This is a genomic window from Ewingella sp. CoE-038-23 (assembly GCF_040419245.1).
GTDB lineage: Bacteria > Pseudomonadota > Gammaproteobacteria > Enterobacterales > Enterobacteriaceae > Ewingella > Ewingella allii.
This window is the reverse complement of record NZ_JAZHOH010000001.1, coordinates 3572102-3593256: the sequence shown is the minus strand read 5'-3', so window position 1 is coordinate 3593256 and position 21155 is coordinate 3572102. Positions and strand designations below refer to the sequence as shown.

Below are 21155 nucleotides of genomic sequence, written 5' to 3'. Positions count from 1 at the left end.
ACTATTTTCTGAAGGCTTCTAAACGCTGTTTCTGCTGGCCGTCGGCGTCGTAGTTGTCGGCGCTCAGCCACTGCTCTAATTCGGCCTTACGCGCTGGCCATTCGCTGTCCAAAATCGAGAACCACTGGGTGTCGCGGTTGCGGCCCTTGGTAACGACCGCCTGGCGGAAAGTGCCTTCGTATTCAAAACCAAATCGCTTGGCGGCGGCGCTGGAGGGCGCGTTCAGGCTATGGCATTTCCACTCGCAGCGGCGATAATTCAGGCCGTCAAACACGTATTTCAGCAGCAGATAAATGGCTTCGGTGCTGTGGCTGCTGCGCTTCATCAGCGGCGACCAGTTCACCCAGCCAATTTCAATCACGCCGTTGACTGGGTCGATGCGCATCAGCGCGACGCTGCCAATGGTGCGCTGCGTGGCGTTATCCACCACGGCGTAAAACAACGGATCTTTACTGGCGGCGTTGGCGGCGATAAAAGTGTCGCACTCGGCCTGCGTCGCCGGGCGCTCAACGGCGAGATAGGTCCAGTCGCGGCCATCGTCGATGGCATGCCAGGCCTCAAATAGCTCTTTGCTGTGGCGCTCCACGCTCAGCGGCTCTAAATGGCAAAAACGGCCATCCAGTTGAATACGTTGCGGGAGTTCGCGAGGCTGCCAGCCCGGCAGTTCATCGCCGACGGGTTGTCCAAAGTGGTTCAGCTGGGTCATGTCTCATTCCATTTCGTCAGTAAGTAGTAAAACCTGCGCCTATAACAGCAGAAGCATGGCTCTCCTTCAAGCCGCCGGCGCGGTTAAAACTGTTATAACTGACTTATCTGCCACCTGCTGACAGCGCGTTTAATTTCGCTGCCAGCGGGGGAGATTAGGGGGCAGGGGTTAAGCAGAAGGTTTGTTGTTTTTGAACACGTCGAAGGTGAAATATTTCTTCTCTAACTGCTTATAAACGCCGTTGGCATGGATCCCGGCCAGCGCCTTGTTGATGATATCCATATGCGCCTGATCGTCTTTGCGCAGCGCAATGGCCGCCCCTTCGCCGAGGTACTGCGGGTCTAATACCGTTTTACCCACAAAGGCAAAATCAGCTCCGGCCTTGGTTTTCAAAAAGCCGGTTTCTGCCGCCGCGGCGTTGGTGAAAGTAGCGTCAATACGGCCGGATTCTAAATCCAGATTCACTGCGTCCTGATTCTGGTAAGAGACCACCTGCACGCCTTTCGACTGCCATACCGCCATGGCGTAGGTTTCCTGCGTGGTGCCCTGAGAGACGCCGATAACTTTGCCTTTTAAGGCTTCGGCAGTGGCATCCAACGTGCTGCCTTTCTTGGCGACTAACACGCTAGGAATGTTGTACAGCACGTCGGTGAAATTGACCTGCGCTTTGCGTTTTGGCGTGATGGCCATGGCCGACAGCACGGCATCGAACTTCTTGGCATTCAGCGCCGGAATAATGCTGTCATAGGCCGTTTCCACCCATTCGCACTTGGCGTTGGCCTGCTTACAAATGGCATTGCCTAAATCGATATCAAAACCCACCAAGGTGCCGTCAGCGGCTTTGGATTCAAAAGGCGGGAAAGAAGGGTCCACCCCAAACTTAAGCACGGTTTCCGCGTGGCTCATCGCACTAAATGAACCCAGTAACGCCAACATCACTGCACTGTATTTTTTCACGATATTTCCCCTGGAATAAGACAAGTAGTAGAACGTAAAACCCACTGATTGAATTTAAAGCAAGTTGTGTGCCGTAACCCAGAAGTATTTATCTGTGTAGTGATTTTTAGAGGGATTTGTTTGTGAATATGCGGGGGGAGGGGGGATGGCATAGCGTTGGGGATGGGAGCAATAGGGGTAGCAATGGTGCCGGCATTTTAGTGTTAGTAAAAACTTTTGAACTGGAGGCGGTTGCAGAGGATCGCTATTTTGAAATGACTGGCTACAGTATTATTTGACGATATCTTTGCACTAACGGTTAGGGTGATATGGGATTTGATAACTTTTCCTCGCCACGCTCCTTGCGTTCTATCGAGGCTATTGAGGCCAAAAGATCATTGCTGTTTGCGCCTCATATTGAACAGCTCACAAAGTATGTTGAAGGGCTAAAGATTAAATATCCGGGATGGGAATTCCCATATTTCGATCCACATGATGGTGGACAGTTAGCGGATATTCTATTTTTGCTAGAAAAACCTGGTCCAAAAACCTCACCAAAGTTTGGTGGTTCAGGTTTTGTTTCCCGAGATAATAATGATTCAACAGCCGAGGCTTTATTTAATTTTATGAATGTGGCGGGCATTCCACGGCATCGTACTGTCCTGTGGAATACTATTCCGGGCTGGAATGGTACGATTAAGATGACATCCCTCGAAAACAAAAATGGTCTTTCCGAGCTTGCTCATCTTTTAACTCTTTTACCCAATCTCTCAACCGTCGTATTAGTTGGCCGTAAAGCCGAGAAGGCCTCACCGCTATTAGAGCACCTTCCCGTTAAAATCGTTGTTTCGGCACACCCCTCACCCAAGGTTAGAGCAATTAATAGACCCATGTGGGATAGCATTCCCGGACGTTGGTTGGAGGCTTTATAAAATAAAGAGCCGCCATTTGTAAAATCTTCATTGAGACTCAGTTCATTGATATAGAACTCACTGGAAATTTTGATGTTTTTTACGGGTATTACGGCTGCTATGAGCATAAGCTGTTGTGCTATATGACACTTTCTGAGGAGCATGCAAAATATGTTCGACCATTCTACCCACCCCGAAGTCGCAGAATGGTTTGCCAGCTTCGGTGTCGCCGAGGTGCCATATAGCGGGTGTTCCATCGACCTAACCAACGAACCGCCTGAGCATTGGTTTTACAAGCGCAACAAGTTGCGGCCTGAAAGCCTGAAACTGGAGTTACGCATCCCATCTAACGGGAATTGGTTGGTCGACCTATCGCGTCATGACAAGCTGTTCAATATTCAGTGGCGCCCGAATGATGACCTGCGCATAGAGTCGGAGCAACTGCGCTACCGAAAATTGATCAAATGGCCCCGACTATCCAGCCTTATGGATTTTCCCCTGCTGGCTGGGCAGCTGGAGCAATGCCTGGACGTGCGCTTCCTGCGGCATGCCAATTTCGGAGCACGCTTACTCGAACCCGAGGCGCTGTCGTGCAATCCCAAAATCCGTCAATGGTTAGCACCCTGCGCCGATACTTTTGGATGGAACAGGAAAATGCAGCCGGAGTAGCGGGTTTGGCGAAGGTGTTCTGCAAACACAAAAAAGCCGCAAACCCTTTCAGGTTGCGGCTTTCTTTGCGGTAACGGCCTTATCTGGTGATAACCGAAACCTTGTTTGGGCTGGGGGAAGTTGAGGTAATTGCCTAACTTACTGTTTTAAAGTCTTAATTTCTAATTCAGATTTGTGGTGTATACCTAAACGTATACCAATGCCAATTTTGAAAGGGTCATCATTGGCTACTTTGCTAACTAGTATATAGAACAAAATGGATGCAGTGACAGAGGCTTCATTTCCTAAGTGGTACTTGACACTAGGAAGTCTGCTAGGAGCGAAGCGTAGATTTCCTCCCTTAACTTAAATGGTCAGCCTAGTCAAATTTTTTCGACATTAGTTATGGCGATTCACTTTTTCTCATCAGAATTTCGCGCTTCCACAGGTATTATGGTGACATTTATCTTGATTTAAATTCTAGTATTACTTTTTAATTCTATTATTTTAGCCACATGCGATTTGATCAAATGTTTATTATAATTATGAAGTTTTATTTCATCTAAAAAGGAAACGTCATTGTATTCACCATTGAGTATAGCTCTTTCAATTAATCTTTCATCCCAATAGTCTTTTCTTTGCAAACTTTCCCAATTTGTAACCCCGCCAGTTATAAATTTTACTGATTCCCCTAGTATTTCCCTGCAAACTTCTTCAATATCATTGATGCTCAGATTCGCTTTTTCTTTAACGTCACCGCATCTATAAGAATATTTTCCCTCTCGAAGAAGTAACATTCTAGAAAAATTATTTTGTGTTAGCTGTAATTTCTCGATAGCACTCTCATAACCAAATAAATAATGGTTATTTAAAGCGTTTTTACAATAAATACAATTTCTGAGCGATACATATAATACATCACACAACCAAAGCTTACCAATTAATATGTCCGGATACCAACATATTTCCTTGATGAAATTAACAGTATTTAGAAGAGATCCTCTAACGTGTTCCTTTAAAGGTCGATAACCGGTGAATGAATTAAATAGTTTTTTATCACCATCTATATATTTCGAATCAATATCTAGGTGGGTTAGGAAAAGAGATCCTTTCGCACTCATTTTTTTGATAGAATGTAGAGAATAAAACATTACTTCACCATATGCTTCTTTGAAGGCAGAGTAATTAGGTGGGTTATCCGACCAAATACATACTAAGTCTCTGTCACTGTTAGTATTTGTATCCCCACGTGCCGCAGAGCCACACTCTAAGATTAAATAAGACATCACCTTACAATCCTTTTGACAATTATCGCTGTAACTACAGCACACCATGCCATTGATATAAGAAGAAAGATTATTGTAATTGATGTTGGAATAATATTGAGGTGAGGTGTTATATCTCCATAACCCACAGTTGTGAATGAAACAACAGAAAAATATAAAGCGTTAAAGAAACTATTGTCAGATTTTTCGAGGTTACCTTCAATGAAATATGCAAACCCTGTAACAATAAATAAAGTTAGAGTTAAGGCATTTTTAATACCGTAACCATAGCCAAGCATATAGTCATAAAAAAGACTTTTAAAAAACTTCATTAATTGTGGCTTCTGTCCACGCAGATACTCATATCGCCTATAGAATTGAAATTTTTTATCAGCTTGCATCGCGAATTTCTCCTGATGCATATCTTTTGAATTTTTATATAAAGATTGGAAAAGCCAAGCATTAACGTTTGCCCAATGCCAGTGCCACATCGATGAAAACTTAAAAGACGTTGGATCAATATATGATGAGGAAAAGTTTGTTTTATAAAATATACATTCAGAGAAAGAGCATTTATGAAATTCACAGTCAGTAATCTTACTTCCATTAAAATTACAATCTATGAAAGTACATCCGTTAAATGTGTAATTATTAATGTTTAACTGAGAGAAAATACATTTTCTAAAAGTTATATTTTTGACCCGTAATTCATTTTTACTCGTAATTTTATCAGGAAAAGAAATTCTCGATAATATTACCTCATTACCGATGAGTTTATTTATTTGACAATTATTTGTGACCTCTTCATTTATTTTTGGTAATTGAATATTGTCACGCCGTTTCCAATACCATGCTCGAAGAGTTTTTTCTTTAATAACACTAAAAATCAAAGATATTTTTCTCATGCCATTTTCTTTATAGTCAGTGTGTTGCATCTAAAATGGTTTAAATAATAGCTGCTATTCGACGAGGTTGCAAAGTGGATAATACCATACCAAAAATATGTCAACTACTTGCATTCACCACAACATTGAGTACTAAGTAACGCCCGATTCTCTCAGTTGCATCTTATTTAGGGTTGCGCAAATATTATACCCTTCGCTGTCCATAGCCATCTCTCTGGTAGTAACTGATAGATAAGGTCATTAGTGATCGACAATGTCTATGATTGCTGAGTTGCATTACTGTTGTTAGACGAGTTGTTTTAGATGGTGCATAGCATGTGTATCTTGATGATAAACATGTGCTTTTGGATGAAAAACAAGGATAAGTTATGCCGGTCGAATAACTTAACCAGACATAAGCTCAAGACTCATAAGATTTAGCATAATAAAAGATTTATGGATAAAACTGGTCACACTGTTCACTTTTGCATTTTTTGTATTTAATTTCATGCGATTAGGTGGTGATTGGTTTGTTCTGAACTGTCCATAACTGGTCACTTGAAAGTGACCAGTCGCCATTTCAGTCATAACAAACCGGCATAGGCCGGTTCAAATGAGTAGTTATAAAGTTTCGCACTTCGGCAACCAATCCGCCTCACTGTCATCGTTTAAGGTGAGGTTGGTCTGCATTCCCCGATTAGTCTTCCGCTTCAAAAATTCAATTTCATACTCCCTTAACGTTTGCGGTACAGCCCGACCAAAGGCCGTCAGGCTCCTAGGGCGCTGAAGCCCTCGCGCTTCCATAAACGACAGGTATGCGTGATAGAGATACTTGCGCGGGTTAGCCGGAATAATGTTCGCATTACCGATATAGAGGCTATTAGGAGCACTGACAGCGAGCAGGTAACCGCAGAAATCTAACAACGGATCGGCGCTGCGTTTTACCTCCAGTGCTTCATCGGAATTCTGCTGTGCCTGTAACAGCTCGCGTGCGTCACTGGGAACGGCAAAGCGTTGCATCAGGTGGCGAACAATGACGGCCAGTTCCTGACCTCTTTTCTCTATCAACTGTGGATCTCGTTCATTGGCGGGTATCACCTCGGGGAATGTGATGATCACACGCCTGCGCGAGACACCGCCGCTGCGGTCACTGAACAGCATCGGGTTGTTGTTTACTGCCAGAATAACCGCCGGAATATGTGTTGAATAAGCATCACGATATTTCGGATCAATGGCTACTGCATCGCCGCCGGTGATCACCTTAATCCCCGCGCCGTCACCGCTCACAGAGCGCATGGTTTTGCATGCAATTGGGAGTGCTCAAAATAGCTCTAAGCCCTTGCCCACGGACTAATATAGCAAACTTCTCTACGCGGATTTCTCTGGCATCGGCAAGGGAGAGGGCAGGGTAAGCGCCGAGGCTTATGATGGTTCATTTGTTACTGTTGGGCAGTTGGTAGCGGAAACGCCAAATTTTCTTGCTGGTGGTTTTCACCAACAAAAGAGTCCGTCACCGCCGCGTAGGGTTAGGTCTTTGTCGAGGGCTTTAGCTTTTGTACTTCGGTGTGGGTGATGGGGCGTGTAGTCCGCGCCATGAAAGGATCTTCCCTTAATTGGTATACGTTTATTGGTATACCAAGAGATGATGGTTTCAGTCGGATCTTCTCGGACTTCTACAGATACAAAAAAGCCGCAAACCCTTTCAGGTTGCGGCTTTCTTTGCGGTAACGGCCTTATCTGGTGATAACCGAAACCTTGTTTGGTGGAGCTGGGGGGATTTGAACCCCCGTCCGAAATTACTACACCGTCGGCACTACATGCTTAGTCTAGTCTTTACATTCGCCGGTTAGCTGCGGACAGACACGCCACTAACAAACTATCCTGATTGGGTTTAACGCTTTCACCCCAGGCAAGGTGTCCACGCGATCTCTTTTAGGTTTGACCTCTCTTGATCCCCGTCCTAAGAGCGGAGGCTAAGGAGAGAGGGCTCTGAGCAGGGTATTAAGCTGCTAGTGCGTAGTTTTCGTCGTTTGCGACTATTTTTTTGCGGCTTTTTACGAGGCCAACCGCCCCTCGGCATGCTCCTTGGGCTTCGCAAATCCCGTCGAATCCAGAATCAGCCCCAAGTACTGTCGTGCAGTATATCAGAAAAACTGCATGCTAAGCCAGTAGCTTAGCGATTTGCGTGCTTCATGATACGTGCTTTGTCTAACTTCCATTCGCGATCTTTGATGTCATCGCGCTTGTCGTGCTCTTTCTTACCTTTTGCTAGGCCGATTTTGACTTTCGACCAGGCGTTTTTCCAGTACAGGGAGAGTGCAACAACGGTGTAGCCGTCGCGACTGACCTTACCGAAAAGCGTTTCTAACTCGCGTTTGTTGAGCAGGAGTTTGCGAGTACGCGTAGGGTCACAAACGATGTGACTCGACGCCACATTGAGAGGTTGAATAGTTGCGCCAAACAAAAAGGCTTCACCGTCGCGGAATGTGACATAGCTGTCAGTGATGTTTGCTTTACCAGCGCGCATCGATTTGACTTCCCATCCCTGCAAAGCAAGCCCCGCTTCGATTTCATCTTCGATGAAATATTCATGGCGAGCGCGTTTGTTCATCGCGATAGTCGCGGAACCGGGTTTATGTGCTTTTTTCTTTGTCATAGTGTCACTTATTATACTGTAAGCATTGGGGAATGAAATCCCCACGGGGTAACAGCCTGCGTTTTTTGGCCTTTGTTGCTTTCGCTCCGAGGTAGTTTTTTGTCTCGAGGTCGATAAATGGTATGATTTGTACGATTTATGATACTTGGAAAATGATATGCCACAGATAAGTCGTTCTGCGCTCGTGCCGTTCAGCGTAGAACAGATGTACACCTTAGTGAATGATGTTGATGCCTATCCTCAATTTCTGCCGGGGTGTACGGGTAGCCGAATTATTGAGCAAGGCCCAGATTCCATGACCGCCGCGGTTGATGTTTCTAAGGCGGGGATCAGCAAAACTTTTACCACGCGCAATACGCTGTTTAGCAATCAACGCATCGATATGCAATTGGTTGATGGACCTTTCCGCAAGCTAATGGGCGGCTGGAATTTCACCGCGTTGAGCCCAGAGGCCTGCAAAGTCGAACTCAATCTTGATTTCGAATTCACCAACAAATTGATCGAACTGGCGTTTGGTAAAATATTCAAAGAGCTAGCCGGCAGCATGGTTCAGGCTTTCACCCAGCGTGCGAAAGAGGTCTACAGTGTCTGAGATCTGCGTTGAGGTGGTTTATGCGTTACCTGAACGGCAGTATTTGCGCACGGTGAAGCTGGAAGAAGGTAGCACGGTAGAGCAAGCCATTGTCGCGTCGGGTTTATTGGAGTTGAGGAAGGATATCGACCTCAAGAACAATAAAGTTGGCGTGTACAGTCGCCCCGTGAAGCTGGCGGACATCATCGCTGACGGTGACCGAATTGAAATTTACCGGCCGCTGATTGCTGATCCAAAAGAGCTTAGACGTCTGCGAGCAGAAAAGTCTAAAAAATAAGGCGCCTTGAGCGCCTTATTTTTTTACCCCGAGGATGGATTCTGGCTGCTGCCAGCAAGCATCAGGAGGGAGATTAATTCTTGTCGCTTAACGCAGGTTTGTTATCAACGTTAGTCAGCGTTCCCGCTTGGTTAAAGGTCAGCGTCAAGGTTTGTTGCTTCACGCCTTCATGGCCAGGCTGCTGGCGGAAAACGTAGTACCAAGTGTCATTACCAAACGGGTCGTCCAGCATCGGGGTACCAAGGACATAAGCCACTTGTTGCTTGGTCATGCCGGTATGAATCTTTTGAACATCAGCAGGAGCCAAGTAGTTCCCCTGATTGATGTCAGGCCGATAAACCACCTTTTCCAGTGTGGAACAGCCCGCAGTCAGCATTACAAGAGTTACTGCGGCGGCAGTTAGCGTTTTACAGCGCATAGTCGTTACATTCCTTTAGGGCATAGGATGCCGATGATAATAGACCTTTCATCAGTTTGAAACCTTTGCAGGGCACCTGTATGACCGCAGAATCGTAAAAAAGTTGAGCTTTTTAAGCTGCGAGCAGTTCTTTGGCGTTGGCAAGGGTGTTTCTGGTGACTTCGCTACCGCCCAGCAGACGCGCCAGTTCCTGCAATCTGGCTTTTTTATCAAGTCGATTCATTTGGGTTTCAGTGGCTTCCCCGTCGGTATCTTTGCTCACAAAATAATGTTGATGACCACAACCCGCTACCTGCGGTAAGTGGGTCACACACATCACCTGCGTAGACTCACCCAACTGGCGCAGCAGTCTGCCGACGATAGCGGCGGTCGGGCCGCTGATGCCGACGTCCACTTCATCGAAAATCAGCGCCGGGGTTTCCATTTTCTGCGCCGTGATCACCTGAATCGCCAGTGCGATGCGGGACAGTTCACCGCCGGAGGCCACTTTCGCCAGAGCCTGTAATGGCTGGCCTGGGTTGGTGGTGACCTGAAATTCCAGACGATCGGCACCTTCCTGACTTAAATGCTCGGGAACAAACTGAACTTGTATCTTAAATTTACCGTGTGGCATCGACAGGCTTTGCATGCTGTCGGTGATCAGGCGAGTCAGCTCGTCAGCATAGAACTGGCGCTTATCATGCAGCTGCTGGGCAATGCTCAGTGCTTGCTGATAGTGCAGGTTAACGGCTTCGCTGAGTTCTGCCTGATTGGTTTCGTGATCGTCGAGCATCTGCTGCTCGTCCAACAGCTGGCGATGCAGAGTTGGCAACTCTTCGGCAGAAACGTGATGCTTTTTCGCTAAACTCAGTTGGCGAGAGAGTCTCTGCTCTAGCTCAAACATGCGATTCGGGTCGATTTCCATCCGCTCGCTGTAGTGGCGCAACTCATCGCTGGCTTCACTGATTTGGATGGAGGCGTCGTCAAGCATCACGATCAGCTCATTAATTTTGCTGTCGATTTCGGCCAGTTCGGTTAGCTGGCTTTTAGCGCTATACAGCAGGCTGACCACGTTTTGATCGTCGCCGTCGGCCAGCAAATAGAGCGCGTTCTGGCTCAGTGACATCACCTGCCCGCTATTCGCCAGCAGTTTGTACTCTTCGTCGATCTGCTCATATTCACCAGCCTGCGGGGCAAACTCGTTCAGCTCTTTTAACTGGTATTGCAACAGCTGCCGACGCGCCTCGCGCTCGGTGACTTGCTGTTGATACTGCGCCAGCTGGCGACAGCTCTGGTGCCAGTTCTGGTAAGCCTGACGCATTTGCGCCAGCAGCAGTGGCTGGTCTGCATAGGCATCCAGTAGCTGTTTTTGATGTTCAGGTTTCAGCAGGAGTTGGTGTGCATGCTGGCCGTGGATCTGAATCAGATGCTGACCAATTTCACGCATTTGGGAAAGCGGGACAGGGGTGCCATTGATAAAGCTGCGAGAACGACCGTCCGCGCTGATGGTGCGGCGCAGTAAGCAGTCATTACCTTCGTCGAGCTGGTTGTCGGCCAGCCATTGTTTTGCAGAAGGGGTGTCAGCCAGCGTGAAGCGCGCGCAGATATCGGCGCGATTAGCCCCCAGACGCACGGTGCTGCCATCAGCCCGGTTGCCGAGGCACAAACCTAAGGCGTCGATAGCAATGGATTTACCTGCGCCGGTTTCGCCGGTGATTGCCGTCATACCGCTGTGAAAATCGATGTCTAACTCACGAACGATGGCAAAGTTACTGATAGTTAATTGCGCCAGCATGATCACCTTCCTGTACAAAACAACAGACCTGTAATTTCATACAGTATAAACTGGTTTTATATACAGTAAAGTCCCTGGCGCAATATTTTTTCTGGGGCAGCCTTTGGTATCAGAACAATTTCTTCGACCAGCCTAGTTTGGTGCTCAACGTATTGAAATAGCTATAGTCTTTTGGGTGGATCAAGTTGAGGTGGTAGTCACTACGGCGAATCACCACTTCTTCCCCTTGCTGAATCGGCAGGGCGATTTGACTGTCGCAACTTATCTCTAAGTCACTGCTGATATTAGAGAATTTCAGGCAGATGGTGCTGCTACTGTTAATCACCAAGGGTCTGGCCGACAGGGTGTGCGGGAACATCGGCACCAGCGCGATGGCATCCAGCGTGGGGGTTAAAATCGGGCCGCCGCCGGAAAGCGAGTAGGCAGTAGAGCCGGTCGGCGTCGAGATAATCAGGCCATCGGAGCGCTGTGAGAAGGCGAATTTGTCATCAATATAGACTTCAAATTCAATCATATGTGCAACTTTGCCGGGGTGAAGCACCACTTCATTGATCGCCGTGCTGACGCGGCATTGGCGGTCTTCGCAACGAACAAGGGCTTCCAACAGGAAACGCTGCTCGCTGAGGTATTCCCCTTTTAACACGTCGTCAAGCTGCTGCAAGGCGTTATCGGGGTCAAGATCGGTAAGAAAACCGAGGTTACCGCGGTTGACGCCGATGACTTTGATGTCATAGCGCGCCAGCACCCGCGCTGCGCCCAGCATGTTCCCGTCACCCCCGACGACAACGGCTAAATCGGCCTTTTTACCGATATCTGCAAGGCTGCCGGTTTGTGCGCCTTCCAGCTTAAGATCTTGAGCCACCGTGCGTTCCACCATCACTTCATAGCCCTTGGAGACCAGCCAGTGATAAAGCATTTCATGGGTGGCGAGTGCTGATGGATGGCGGGGGTGGCCAACGATGCCTATGCACTCAAATTTTTTATTCATTGCGGTGGTTATCCTCAATAGGCTTTTGTCACGCCTGCATTATGTCTGAACCTTTAAAAGCAAACCTTGAAACAACGGTTTTGATCCCCATAATAAGCCCAGTAGCAAGATTAATGCTAAAACGCGGAGATATTCATGAGTAGTAAAGAACATAAGACGCCTAACGAGCAAGTCTCTGATGAGTTAAATCAGGAGCAAGCGCTGCATACGGAAGCGGAAACTGAGGCGGCAGACGTCGTTGATCCGCGCGACGAGCGTATTGCAGAACTGGAAAATCAATTGAAAGAAGCTCAGCAGCGCGAGCGTGATAGCTTGCTGCGTGCTAAAGCGGAAGTGGAAAATATCCGCCGCCGCACCGAGCTGGATATTGAGAAAGCCCATAAATTCGCACTGGAGAAATTCTCCGGTGAGCTGTTGCCGGTTATTGATAACCTGGAACGTGCGCTCGACATGGCGGATAAATCTAACGCCGAACTGACTGCTCTGGTCGAAGGTGTTGAATTAACGCTGAAATCACTGCTGGATGCCGTCCGCAAGTTTGGTCTGGAAGTGGTTGCCGACATTCACGTGCCTTTCAATCCTGAACTGCATCAGGCAATGACGCTGATGGAGTCAGAAGACTTGGCGCCTAACCACGTCATGATGGTTATGCAGAAAGGTTACACGCTGAACGGTCGCCTGCTTCGCCCTGCGATGGTTGCGGTGTCAAAAGCCAAGGCATAAGCCCCCGCTTTTGTTAGAAAGGCATCCTTCGGGATGCCTTTTTTGTTTGCAGAATCAGCAGTTAAGCCGGAAGTTCTGGCATCCAGTTTATCGGCTCCAGCCCCTGTTTTTTCAGCAGTTCATTGGTAGCGGAGAAGTGTTTGCAGCCGAGAAAACCGCGATGGGCCGACAGCGGCGAAGGGTGCGGCGCTTTCAGCACGTGGTGGCGCTGAGTATCAATAAAGCTGCCTTTCTTCTGCGCGTGTGAGCCCCACAGCAGGAACACCACGCCTTGGCGATGTTCATTCAGCGCTGCTATCACTTTATCGGTGAAGGTTTCCCAGCCCAATTTAGCGTGGGAGTGAGCCTGACCGCCTTCGACGGTCAGCACGGTATTGAGCAGCAGCACGCCTTGGTCAGCCCAGCTTTGCAGGTAGCCGTGGGAGGGGCGCTCGAAGCCCGGAATGTCAGTCGCCAGCTCTTTGTACATGTTAACTAAAGAGGGTGGAGCAGGAATTCCCGGGCGAACGGAGAAGGAGAGGCCGTGTGCCTGATTCGGCCCGTGGTAAGGGTCTTGGCCCAGGATCACTACTTTAACATCGCACAGTTCGGTGGAGCGGAAGGCGTTGAACACGTCAGCCTGCGGAGGATAGATCGTTTTTCCCGCCGCGCGTTCGCTGGCGACATACTTCAGGGTATCAATGAAGTAGGGTTGTTCTTTTTCGGCACCAATGACGTCATGCCATGTCAGGGTCGTGGACATTAACGCGCTCCTTTTGTTTGTAATTTCAATCGCGTTAGCTTACCTGCAAGCGGATTTGAGTGAAACCTTACCCTGTTATCAAAATGCAAACAGCAGGGTGTATCAGGCCCGATCAAATTTAATTGATATTTAACAATATTAATTGAAGGGAGGGGCTGGAAAAAATTGATATAAAACATAAATTTGCCGCAGGGCGCCTAACACCCCAAGGCTAAAGTTGATATTTATCAAGGAACGCGGGGTGCCCAACTGTTATACAGGTCATCAGGAGCAAGGTATTGCTGTCATTCCTTGGCGGCAGCTTGTTTACAGTATCGTAGCCATTAATGGAGGCAACACATGATCACCGGTATTCAAATCACTAAAGCCAATAATGAAGCACTGAAAAACTCTTTCTGGCTGCTGGACGACGAGAAAGCAGAAGCGCGCTGCGTATGTGCAAAAGCGGGCTATGAAGAAGATCAGATTGTCGCAGTCAGCGAACTGGGCCAAATCGAGTATCGCGAAGTGCCGATGGAGTTCCAGCCAACGGTTCGCGTTGAGGGCGGCCAGCATCTTAATGTCAACGTGATGCGCCGTGAAACCTTGGAAGATGCTGTGAAGCATCCTGAAAAGTACCCACAGCTGACTATTCGTGTTTCAGGCTACGCGGTACGTTTCAATTCACTGACGCCGGAACAGCAGCGCGACGTGATCACTCGTACTTTCACTGAAAGTCTGTAAGTTTGAGACGTTAAAACGCTGAGATAATAAAAAACCGCCTTAATTGGCGGTTTTTTTATGCTTAAGAGAAAGCTCGGGAGCTTATTTCGCGCTGCCTTTGCTGTCTGCTTCAGTTTTCACGCGGCGTTTACCGACGTTTTTGCTGTCGCGGTGGCGCACTTTCACTTTAACTTTTGATTTCACCTGCGCTTCTTTCTGCTTCTCTTTACGCTTCGCCAGCACCTTCTTCGACGGCTTGCCGGTGGTTTTCTCGCTTGGCGCTTTGGTCTTCGGACGCAGCTCATCAATCACGCGCGGCTTCAGTGGCTCATTCAGGTAACGGCCAATTTTGCCCAGCAGCAGATGGTCATGCGCCTCGACGAAGGAGATCGCAGTCCCTTTGCGGCCCATACGGCCAGTACGGCCGATACGGTGCAGGTAGGTGTCTGCGGTCAGCGGCAGGTCGAAGTTGAACACGTGGCTGATGTCGTTGATATCCAGACCGCGCGCGGCGATATCGGTGGCAACCAGCACATTAACGCGGTCTTCAACCATGCGTTTTACAGCTTCAGTACGTTTAACCTGAACCATTTCCCCTTCAAGATAGCAGGAGTTGATCCCTGCTTCACGCAGCCAGGCAACCAGCTCGTGCACGCGCTCGCGTTTACGCACGAAGATCACCGACTTGGTGACATCTTCTTGATTCAGAAGGTGGATCAGCATCTGGGTCTTGTGCGCGACGTCATCGGCGCGGTAGTACCACTGCAAAATCTTTTTGCGCTCGCGGCGAGAAGGATCGGCTTCGATCTCAACCGGCTCGGTCAGAATGCGTTCGGCAAACTCGCGAATGGCTTCGCCTTCCAGCGTTGCAGAGAACAGCAACGTCTGTTTGCGCCAGCGCGCTTCGGCGGAAATGGTTTCGATATCTTGCGCGAAGCCCATGTCTAGCATGCGGTCGGCTTCATCAAGGATCAGCGTTTCAATGGCGCGGCAGTCAAAGTTTTCTTCTTTGATGTATTGCAGCAAGCGGCCCGTGGTGGCGACCACGATGTCCTGATTTTCGCTAAAGACTTCGGCGTGGTTCATATACGCCACGCCGCCAGTGATGGTGGCGATATCTAAATCAGTGTGCTTGGCGAGTTCGCGCGCCTGTTCAGCGACCTGCATCGCAAGTTCGCGGGTTGGCGTCAGAATAAGAATACGTGGCGGACCAGATTTCTTACGCGGGAAATCCAGCAAATGCTGCAATGCAGGCAGCAAGAACGCTGCTGTTTTGCCGGTGCCGGTAGGAGCCGAACCCAACACATCGCGTCCGTCCATCGCTGGCGGAATGGCCTCTGCCTGAATGACAGTCGGGCGGCTATAGCCTTTTTCGCTCAGGGCGTCTATTAGGCGTTCATCGAGTTCGAGTTCGGAAAAATTCGTTACAGTCATGGTCTACCTCTACTTGGGGCGCCGATTATAGACGTGTTAGGCGCGATCTTCACCTATTTAAGCGGCTAGCGTGGCTTTTCCTTGCCGAATGTTTCCCCTATGCTACGTCAGTTCTGGATATCAGGCCGTCTTGCTGATGGTTTAATGGTGAAAATGTGGTGAACGAAGTCAAGGTCAGCCAGCCAATGCGGCGTAATGGATTTACATTTAAACAGTTTTTTGTGGCACACGATCGCTGTGCAATGAAAGTCGGTACCGACGGCGTGCTGCTCGGGGCCTGGGCGCCGGTTGAGCAAGCCACTCGGGTGCTGGATATCGGCTCAGGCAGTGGTCTTATCGCCCTGATGCTGGCGCAAAGAACTGACGAGTCGGTCCTGATTGATGCCGTCGAGCTGGATATTCCCGCAGCCGAGCAGGCCGCCGAAAATTTTCAGGCTTCGCCTTGGGCCGTAAGACTTCAGGTTTTCGCGCAAGATATCAATCTCGTCGCCCAATCCCATCCGGCTCATTATGACCTGATTGTCAGCAATCCGCCTTATTTCGAGGCCGCCGTGGCTTGCCGCGATGAGGCGCGCAATACCGCCCGTTATACTGAGAGTCTGACTCACGCCGCCTTGCTCGACTGTGCCGATAAGCTTTTGCAGCCTAGTGGCAAGTTCTGCGTGGTGCTGCCTTATGATCTTGGATTGCAACTCGAAGCCAAAGCGCAGCAAGCAGGATGGTTCACTTTCAGCCGCCTTGCCGTGCGCGATCGCCCCGGTAAGCCGCTGAATCGCCTGCTGATAGTGCTCTGTAAACAACCTACCGAGGCCTGTCTTCAAGAGATGGATTTGCGCGAGCGCGAAGGGGTTTATAGCCCGGAGTTTCGCGCTTTAATCGCTGATTTCTATCTGAATTATTGAGTGAAGGGGCAGCCAGCGCGATCCGTCGCACTGGTCGCCACTCTATTAAGGCTGAAGAATGGTTGGCTGCGGATCGTCGAGCAGGTCAGGGTAGTCGAGAGTGAAGTGCAACCCGCGACTCTCTTTTCGCTCCATGGCGCTGCGAACGATCAGTTCTGCTACCTGGACCAAGTTACGAAGTTCCAGCAAGTTGTTGGAAATTCTAAAGTTGGCGTAATACTCATCAATCTCTTGCTGGAGGGTCATGATGCGGCGCAGTGCGCGCTCAAGGCGCTTGGTGGTACGCACAATTCCTACGTAGTCCCACATAAACAGGCGCAATTCGTGCCAGTTATGCTGAATAACCACTTGCTCATCCGAGTTATCGACCCGGCTCTCATCCCACGGTGGAAGCTGTTTGGCCAGCTTGGCGTGAGGCAGGCGCTTGATAATGTCTTCTGCCGCCGACCAGCCGTAAACCACGCACTCCAGCAGGGAGTTTGACGCCAGTCGATTAGCGCCGTGCAGGCCGGTATAGCTCACTTCGCCGATGGCATACAGGCCATCAAGGTCGGTGCGCCCGTGTTGGTCGACCATCACACCGCCGCAAGTGTAGTGGGCGGCAGGAACAATCGGGATGGCTTCTTTGGTCAGATCAATACCCAGCGACAGCAGCTTTTCGTAAATCATCGGGAAGTGCTGCATGATGAATTCCGGCGGGCGATGGCTGATGTCGAGATACATGCAGTCCGCGCCGAGGCGTTTCATCTCGTGGTCAATGGCGCGAGCCACCACGTCGCGCGGCGCGAGTTCGCCACGCGGGTCGAAATCTGGCATAAAGCGGCTGCCGTCTGGGCGCTTGAGATAAGCCCCCTCGCCGCGCAGGGCTTCAGTTAGCAGAAAGTTTCTTGCCTGCGGATGGTATAAGCAGGTCGGGTGGAACTGGTTGAACTCAAGGTTGGCGACCCGGCAGCCCGCGCGCCACGCCATGGCAATGCCATCACCCGAGGAGATATCTGGGTTGGTGGTGTATTGGTAGACTTTAGCTGCGCCGCCGGTGGCTAGGATCACCGCTTTCGCGCGGAAGGTTTCGACCTGCTCTCTCTGGCGATTCCACACATAGGCCCCGACCACACGCTGAGTGCCCGGTAAACCAATCTTGCTGGAGGTGATAAGGTCGACCGCGTTATAGCGCTCTTTCACGCAAATATTCGGGTGATTTCTTGCTTTACCTACCAGCGTAGTCTCTACTTCTTTACCAGTAGCATCAGCACTATGCAGAATTCGGCGGTGGCTATGGCCGCCTTCGCGAGTGAGGTGATAACGTTCTTCGGAGCTGGCGTTGGTTTCAGTGTCAAATAGAACGCCTTGGTCTATCAGCCACTGCACGCAATGGCGCGCATTACCGGCGATAAACTCCACGGCCTCTTTGTCACATAAACCGGCACCGGCAATCAGCGTGTCATCTACGTGCGAGCTAATGCTGTCAGTTTCATCGAATACCGCCGCGATGCCACCTTGAGCATAAAAGGTTGAACCTTCGTTTAAAGGTCCCTTGCTAAGGACGGTGACGCTGCAATGGTCGGCAAGCCGCAAGGCTAATGACAGACCGGCAGCGCCGCTTCCGATGATCAAGACATCGCTGACAAATTCAGATGAAGGTTGCATAGCGTATGATGTTTGCAGAAGAAGAGTGAAATTCATGTTAGCCTAAACGTCCTGGCAAAAGCCACGGACTTGAGACTTTAATAGAAAAAACAAAAGCGATGTGGAACTTAACGTTTCATGTGAACTCCAAGCAGTACTTGCTCAGGAATATAATGATGATAGCTGGCAGTACTACTTTATGCGCGGAGATAGTTTTGGGGAGACTTTACCTCGGATGAGCGAGCAGTTAGCAGATCAGGTTCTGGTCGAGCGGGTCCAGAAAGGTGATCAGAAATCGTTCAATTTACTGGTAGTCCGTTACCAGCATAAAGTAGCGAGCCTTGTTTCCCGCTACGTACCACAAGGCGATGTGCCTGATGTGGTTCAAGAATCATTCATTAAAGCCTATCGCGCGTTAGAGTCATTCCGCGGCGACAGTGCTTTTTATACGTGGTTGTACCGTATCGCGGTCAACACGGCGAAGAATTATCTGGTGGCGCAGGGCCGCCGACCGCCTTCTAGCGATGTAGATGCAAATGATGCTGAAAACTTCGAAAGTGGCGGTGCATTAAAAGAAATTTCGAACCCTGAGAATTTGATGTTGTCAGAAGAGTTACGGCAGATAGTTTTCCGTACTATTGAAGCACTTCCTGAGGATCTTCGCATGGCGATCACCTTAAGGGAGTTAGATGGATTGAGCTACGAAGAAATAGCCGCCATCATGGACTGCCCCGTGGGTACGGTGAGATCCCGTATTTTCCGTGCCCGGGAAGCTATTGATAATAAAGTTCAACCGCTGATTCAGCGTTAACGATGGCGGACACTGGAAGGGTACTAGGCATGCAGAAAGAAAAGCTTTCCGCTCTAATGGATGGTGAAGCATTAGATTCCGAACTGCTGAATTCGCTGTCGGATGATAAAACGCTTCAACAAAGCTGGCAGAGTTATCACTTGATCCGCGACACCATGCGCGGTGATATGGGAAATGTCGTGCATCTTGATATTGCAGACCGCGTTGCTGCTGCGTTGGCGAATGAGCCAGCTAAGCTAGTTCCTGGTGCTGTTCCTGAGTCGCAACCGCAACCTCATTCATGGGAGAAAATGCCTTTCTGGCATAAAGTTCGCCCATGGGCGAGCCAACTGACGCAAGTTGGCGTGGCGGCATGCGTTTCTCTGGCGGTCATCGCTGGTGTTCAATACTACAACCAGCCTGACGCTTCTGGTGCTTCGCCAGAAACGCCTGCGTTCAACACTGTGCCTATTATTGGCAAAGCTTCTCCAGTGAGTTTTGGCGTGCCAACGAGTGAAAGTACTTCGTTTGATGGCAAGCAAAACGTGCAGGAACAGCGCAAACGCATTAATGCTCTTTTGCAGGATTATGAGCTGCAACGTAGATTGCATTCTGATCAACTTCAGTTGGAAACTGCCACGCCTCAACAGGCAGCGGTTCAAGTACCCGGAACTCAGTCTTTAGGAATGCAAACGCAGTAATGAAGCAAATTTGGTTTGCCGTTTGTTTACTGACCGGTAGCCTGTTAACTCCTGCAATCGCCTCGGCAGAACCTACTTCCGAGGCGTTATTGCAAGAGATGAGCAAGGCGAGCCAGTCACTAAATTATGAAATCGCCTTCATTAGCATCACGAAGCAGGGAATTGATTCCTATCGCTATCGTCATGCTATCTCCGATCATATCCCTCTCGCACAGCTCGTCCTGATGGACGGTCCTCGGCGCGAAATCGTCCAGCGTGGCAAAGAGATCAGTTACTTCGAGACCGGGCTTCAGCCTTTTACCCTCGATGGTGACCATATCGTTGATTCACTGCCGACCGTGGTGTTCAGTGATTTTTCTCGCCTGGCGAAATACTACGATTTTATCCCCGTTGGCCGTGGTCGCGCTGTCGATCGCTTAAGCCAGGTGGTTCGCGTGGTGTCCCGTGATGGCACGCGCTTTAGCTATGTTATCTGGGTTGATGAAGAGACTAAGCTGCCGCTGCGCGTCGATCTTCTGGATCGGGATGGTGAAACCTTAGAGCAGTTCCGCGTGATCTCCTTTGTGGATGATGATGAAGTCAAAGGGGCACTCACCGGGCTGGAAAAAGCGACCTTGCCGCCGGTTCTCTCCGTGCCAGAGGGCGAAAAAGCTACTTTTACCTGGCAGCCAAAATGGTTACCTGACGGTGTGAAAGAAGTCGCCCGTAGCCGCAGAAACTTGCCAAATGTCCCTGTCGCGGTAGAATCACGCTTATATTCCGACGGGCTTTTCAGTTTCTCAGTTAACGTTAATGCCACCACCAGCGGCCCTTCAGAGCAGCTTGTCCGGCAGGGGCGTCGCACCGTGCAGACAGAAGTTCGTAACGCTAATGAAATTACGGTCGTTGGTGAATTACCACCTGCAACTGCGAAACGCATTGCCGATAGCATCGTGTTCGCGACACCCTAAAGGTTAGGTACTTGATATGTTGAAAGAATGGGCCACAGTAGTTTCGTGGCAGGACGGTATCGCTAAGCTGCGTTGTGAAACGCAGGCAGGTTGTAGCAGCTGCCATTCACGCTCTGGTTGCGGTGCGCGCGTGCTCAATGAGCTAGGCCCGCAAACCGAACATAATCTACAAGTACATATTGCCGAACAGCTCCAGCCGGGGCAGAAAGTTGAGCTGGGTATTACCGAAGGTAACCTGATTCGCTCCGCGCTTCTGGTCTATATGACCCCTTTACTGGGCGTTATTCTGGGCGGCGGGTTGTTGCAGTGGCTTACACAAAGTGATCTTTACTCGGTAGTAGGCGCGGTGACTGGCGGCGTTGCTGGTTTTCTGCTGGCCCGCGCGTTAGCGACCAGCCTTGAGAAGCAGGCTGGGTATCAGCCGGTTATTTTGCAGATTGGCTTACCGCCAGACGCATTCCGCTTCCAAACGGATAACGCGCATATCGCGCCATAATTTCTGCTTTAATACCAAGCTAAAGATTAAAAAA

General features: G+C 49.5%; 22 protein-coding genes, 1 other RNA gene and 2 pseudogenes. 11 read left to right on the top strand and 14 right to left on the bottom strand.

Annotation, left to right across the window (positions count from 1 at the left end; all coding sequences use genetic code 11):
* Position 1: 1 nt before the first annotated feature.
* Positions 2 to 706: a GNAT family N-acetyltransferase gene (locus tag V2154_RS17290; RefSeq protein WP_353503193.1), complete on the bottom strand. Its 705-nt coding sequence runs from the start codon at positions 704 to 706 to the stop codon at positions 2 to 4.
* A 168-nt stretch (positions 707 to 874) separates the two neighbouring features.
* Entirely contained in the window at positions 875 to 1663 is a 789-nt protein-coding gene (locus tag V2154_RS17285) for an ABC transporter substrate-binding protein (RefSeq protein ID WP_437342010.1), read from the bottom strand.
* A gap of 308 nt (positions 1664 to 1971) precedes the next feature.
* Here V2154_RS17285 and V2154_RS17280 point away from each other — a divergent pair, with 308 nt between their 5' ends.
* Both V2154_RS17280 and V2154_RS17275 read left to right on the top strand, forming a co-directional pair.
* Complete coding sequence (locus V2154_RS17280) at positions 1972 to 2574, top strand: uracil-DNA glycosylase (RefSeq protein ID WP_353503192.1); 603 nt, start codon at positions 1972 to 1974, stop codon at positions 2572 to 2574.
* Positions 2575 to 2724: 150 nt separating this feature from the next.
* Positions 2725 to 3222, top strand: a complete 498-nt coding sequence (locus V2154_RS17275; protein WP_353503191.1) for a hypothetical protein — start codon at positions 2725 to 2727, stop codon at positions 3220 to 3222.
* A gap of 452 nt (positions 3223 to 3674) precedes the next feature.
* On the opposite strand, the gene V2154_RS17270 is transcribed toward V2154_RS17275, so the two are convergent.
* The 6 genes and pseudogenes from V2154_RS17270 to smpB form a co-directional block, all read right to left on the bottom strand.
* The gene (locus V2154_RS17270; RefSeq protein WP_353503190.1) at positions 3675 to 4487 is read right to left on the bottom strand and encodes a hypothetical protein; all 813 of its coding nucleotides are present in this window, start codon (positions 4485 to 4487) and stop codon (positions 3675 to 3677) included.
* A complete protein-coding gene (locus V2154_RS17265; protein ID WP_353503189.1) occupies positions 4487 to 5371 on the bottom strand; it encodes an ion channel in 885 nt (294 codons plus the stop codon). The genes V2154_RS17270 and V2154_RS17265 overlap by 1 nt, the downstream gene beginning before the upstream one ends.
* 600 nt (positions 5372 to 5971) lie before the next feature.
* Positions 5972 to 6634 (bottom strand): annotated as a pseudogene (locus V2154_RS17260) (primase-like DNA-binding domain-containing protein); the annotation flags it as partial.
* 58 nt (positions 6635 to 6692) lie between these two features.
* Positions 6693 to 6945 (bottom strand): annotated as a pseudogene (locus tag V2154_RS17255) (integrase arm-type DNA-binding domain-containing protein); the annotation flags it as partial.
* A gap of 165 nt (positions 6946 to 7110) precedes the next feature.
* Positions 7111 to 7474, bottom strand: a transfer-messenger RNA (tmRNA) gene (gene ssrA / locus V2154_RS17250).
* A gap of 49 nt (positions 7475 to 7523) precedes the next feature.
* Positions 7524 to 8006, bottom strand: coding sequence for an SsrA-binding protein SmpB (gene smpB / locus V2154_RS17245; protein WP_185689359.1), 483 nt, complete (start codon positions 8004 to 8006; stop codon positions 7524 to 7526).
* A gap of 157 nt (positions 8007 to 8163) precedes the next feature.
* Between smpB and V2154_RS17240 the strand changes: the two genes are divergently transcribed.
* Together V2154_RS17240 and V2154_RS17235 are read left to right on the top strand one after the other, a co-directional pair.
* On the top strand, positions 8164 to 8598 hold the full coding sequence (locus V2154_RS17240) for a type II toxin-antitoxin system RatA family toxin (RefSeq protein ID WP_353503188.1): 435 nt from the start codon (positions 8164 to 8166) through the stop codon (positions 8596 to 8598).
* Positions 8591 to 8875, top strand: a complete 285-nt coding sequence (locus V2154_RS17235; protein WP_353503187.1) for an RnfH family protein — start codon at positions 8591 to 8593, stop codon at positions 8873 to 8875. The genes V2154_RS17240 and V2154_RS17235 overlap by 8 nt, the downstream gene beginning before the upstream one ends.
* 73 nt (positions 8876 to 8948) lie before the next feature.
* On the opposite strand, the gene bamE is transcribed toward V2154_RS17235, so the two are convergent.
* From bamE to nadK, 3 genes are all read right to left on the bottom strand, one after another.
* The gene (gene bamE, locus V2154_RS17230; RefSeq protein ID WP_353503186.1) at positions 8949 to 9293 is read right to left on the bottom strand and encodes an outer membrane protein assembly factor BamE; all 345 of its coding nucleotides are present in this window, start codon (positions 9291 to 9293) and stop codon (positions 8949 to 8951) included.
* A 112-nt stretch (positions 9294 to 9405) separates the two neighbouring features.
* Positions 9406 to 11067, bottom strand: a complete 1662-nt coding sequence (recN, locus tag V2154_RS17225; protein ID WP_353503185.1) for a DNA repair protein RecN — start codon at positions 11065 to 11067, stop codon at positions 9406 to 9408.
* Between the two features lie 109 nt (positions 11068 to 11176).
* Complete coding sequence (gene nadK, locus V2154_RS17220; RefSeq protein WP_353503184.1) at positions 11177 to 12055, bottom strand: NAD(+) kinase; 879 nt, start codon at positions 12053 to 12055, stop codon at positions 11177 to 11179.
* Between the two features lie 135 nt (positions 12056 to 12190).
* On the opposite strand from nadK, the gene grpE reads away from it, so the two are divergent.
* On the top strand, positions 12191 to 12778 hold the full coding sequence (grpE, locus tag V2154_RS17215) for a nucleotide exchange factor GrpE (RefSeq protein WP_353503183.1): 588 nt from the start codon (positions 12191 to 12193) through the stop codon (positions 12776 to 12778).
* A gap of 61 nt (positions 12779 to 12839) precedes the next feature.
* On the opposite strand, the gene ung is transcribed toward grpE, so the two are convergent.
* Positions 12840 to 13520 carry a uracil-DNA glycosylase gene (gene ung / locus V2154_RS17210; protein ID WP_353503182.1) on the bottom strand — a complete coding sequence of 227 codons (681 nt, stop codon included), beginning with the start codon at positions 13518 to 13520 and terminating at the stop codon, positions 12840 to 12842.
* A gap of 339 nt (positions 13521 to 13859) precedes the next feature.
* Between ung and grcA the strand changes: the two genes are divergently transcribed.
* Positions 13860 to 14243, top strand: a complete 384-nt coding sequence (gene grcA / locus V2154_RS17205; RefSeq protein WP_353503181.1) for an autonomous glycyl radical cofactor GrcA — start codon at positions 13860 to 13862, stop codon at positions 14241 to 14243.
* Positions 14244 to 14324: 81 nt separating this feature from the next.
* Here the strand turns inward: grcA and srmB are convergent, their stop codons facing one another.
* Entirely contained in the window at positions 14325 to 15656 is a 1332-nt protein-coding gene (srmB, locus tag V2154_RS17200; protein WP_353503180.1) for an ATP-dependent RNA helicase SrmB, read from the bottom strand.
* A gap of 185 nt (positions 15657 to 15841) precedes the next feature.
* On the opposite strand from srmB, the gene trmN reads away from it, so the two are divergent.
* Positions 15842 to 16558, top strand: a complete 717-nt coding sequence (trmN, locus tag V2154_RS17195; protein ID WP_353504021.1) for a tRNA(1)(Val) (adenine(37)-N(6))-methyltransferase TrmN — start codon at positions 15842 to 15844, stop codon at positions 16556 to 16558.
* A gap of 45 nt (positions 16559 to 16603) precedes the next feature.
* Here the strand turns inward: trmN and nadB are convergent, their stop codons facing one another.
* Positions 16604 to 18205 carry an L-aspartate oxidase gene (nadB, locus tag V2154_RS17190; protein WP_353503179.1) on the bottom strand — a complete coding sequence of 534 codons (1602 nt, stop codon included), beginning with the start codon at positions 18203 to 18205 and terminating at the stop codon, positions 16604 to 16606.
* A 214-nt stretch (positions 18206 to 18419) separates the two neighbouring features.
* Here nadB and rpoE point away from each other — a divergent pair, with 214 nt between their 5' ends.
* From rpoE to rseC, 4 genes are read left to right on the top strand one after another with little or no spacing between them, the layout of a single operon-like run.
* On the top strand, positions 18420 to 18995 hold the full coding sequence (rpoE, locus tag V2154_RS17185) for an RNA polymerase sigma factor RpoE (protein ID WP_034792729.1): 576 nt from the start codon (positions 18420 to 18422) through the stop codon (positions 18993 to 18995).
* A 29-nt stretch (positions 18996 to 19024) separates the two neighbouring features.
* Positions 19025 to 19675, top strand: coding sequence for an anti-sigma-E factor RseA (gene rseA / locus V2154_RS17180; protein ID WP_353503178.1), 651 nt, complete (start codon positions 19025 to 19027; stop codon positions 19673 to 19675).
* Positions 19675 to 20625, top strand: a complete 951-nt coding sequence (gene rseB / locus V2154_RS17175) for a sigma-E factor regulatory protein RseB (protein ID WP_353503177.1) — start codon at positions 19675 to 19677, stop codon at positions 20623 to 20625. The genes rseA and rseB overlap by 1 nt, the downstream gene beginning before the upstream one ends.
* 16 nt (positions 20626 to 20641) lie before the next feature.
* Entirely contained in the window at positions 20642 to 21121 is a 480-nt protein-coding gene (rseC, locus tag V2154_RS17170) for a SoxR-reducing system protein RseC (protein ID WP_353503176.1), read from the top strand.
* The last annotated feature ends 34 nt before the right edge of the window (positions 21122 to 21155 follow it).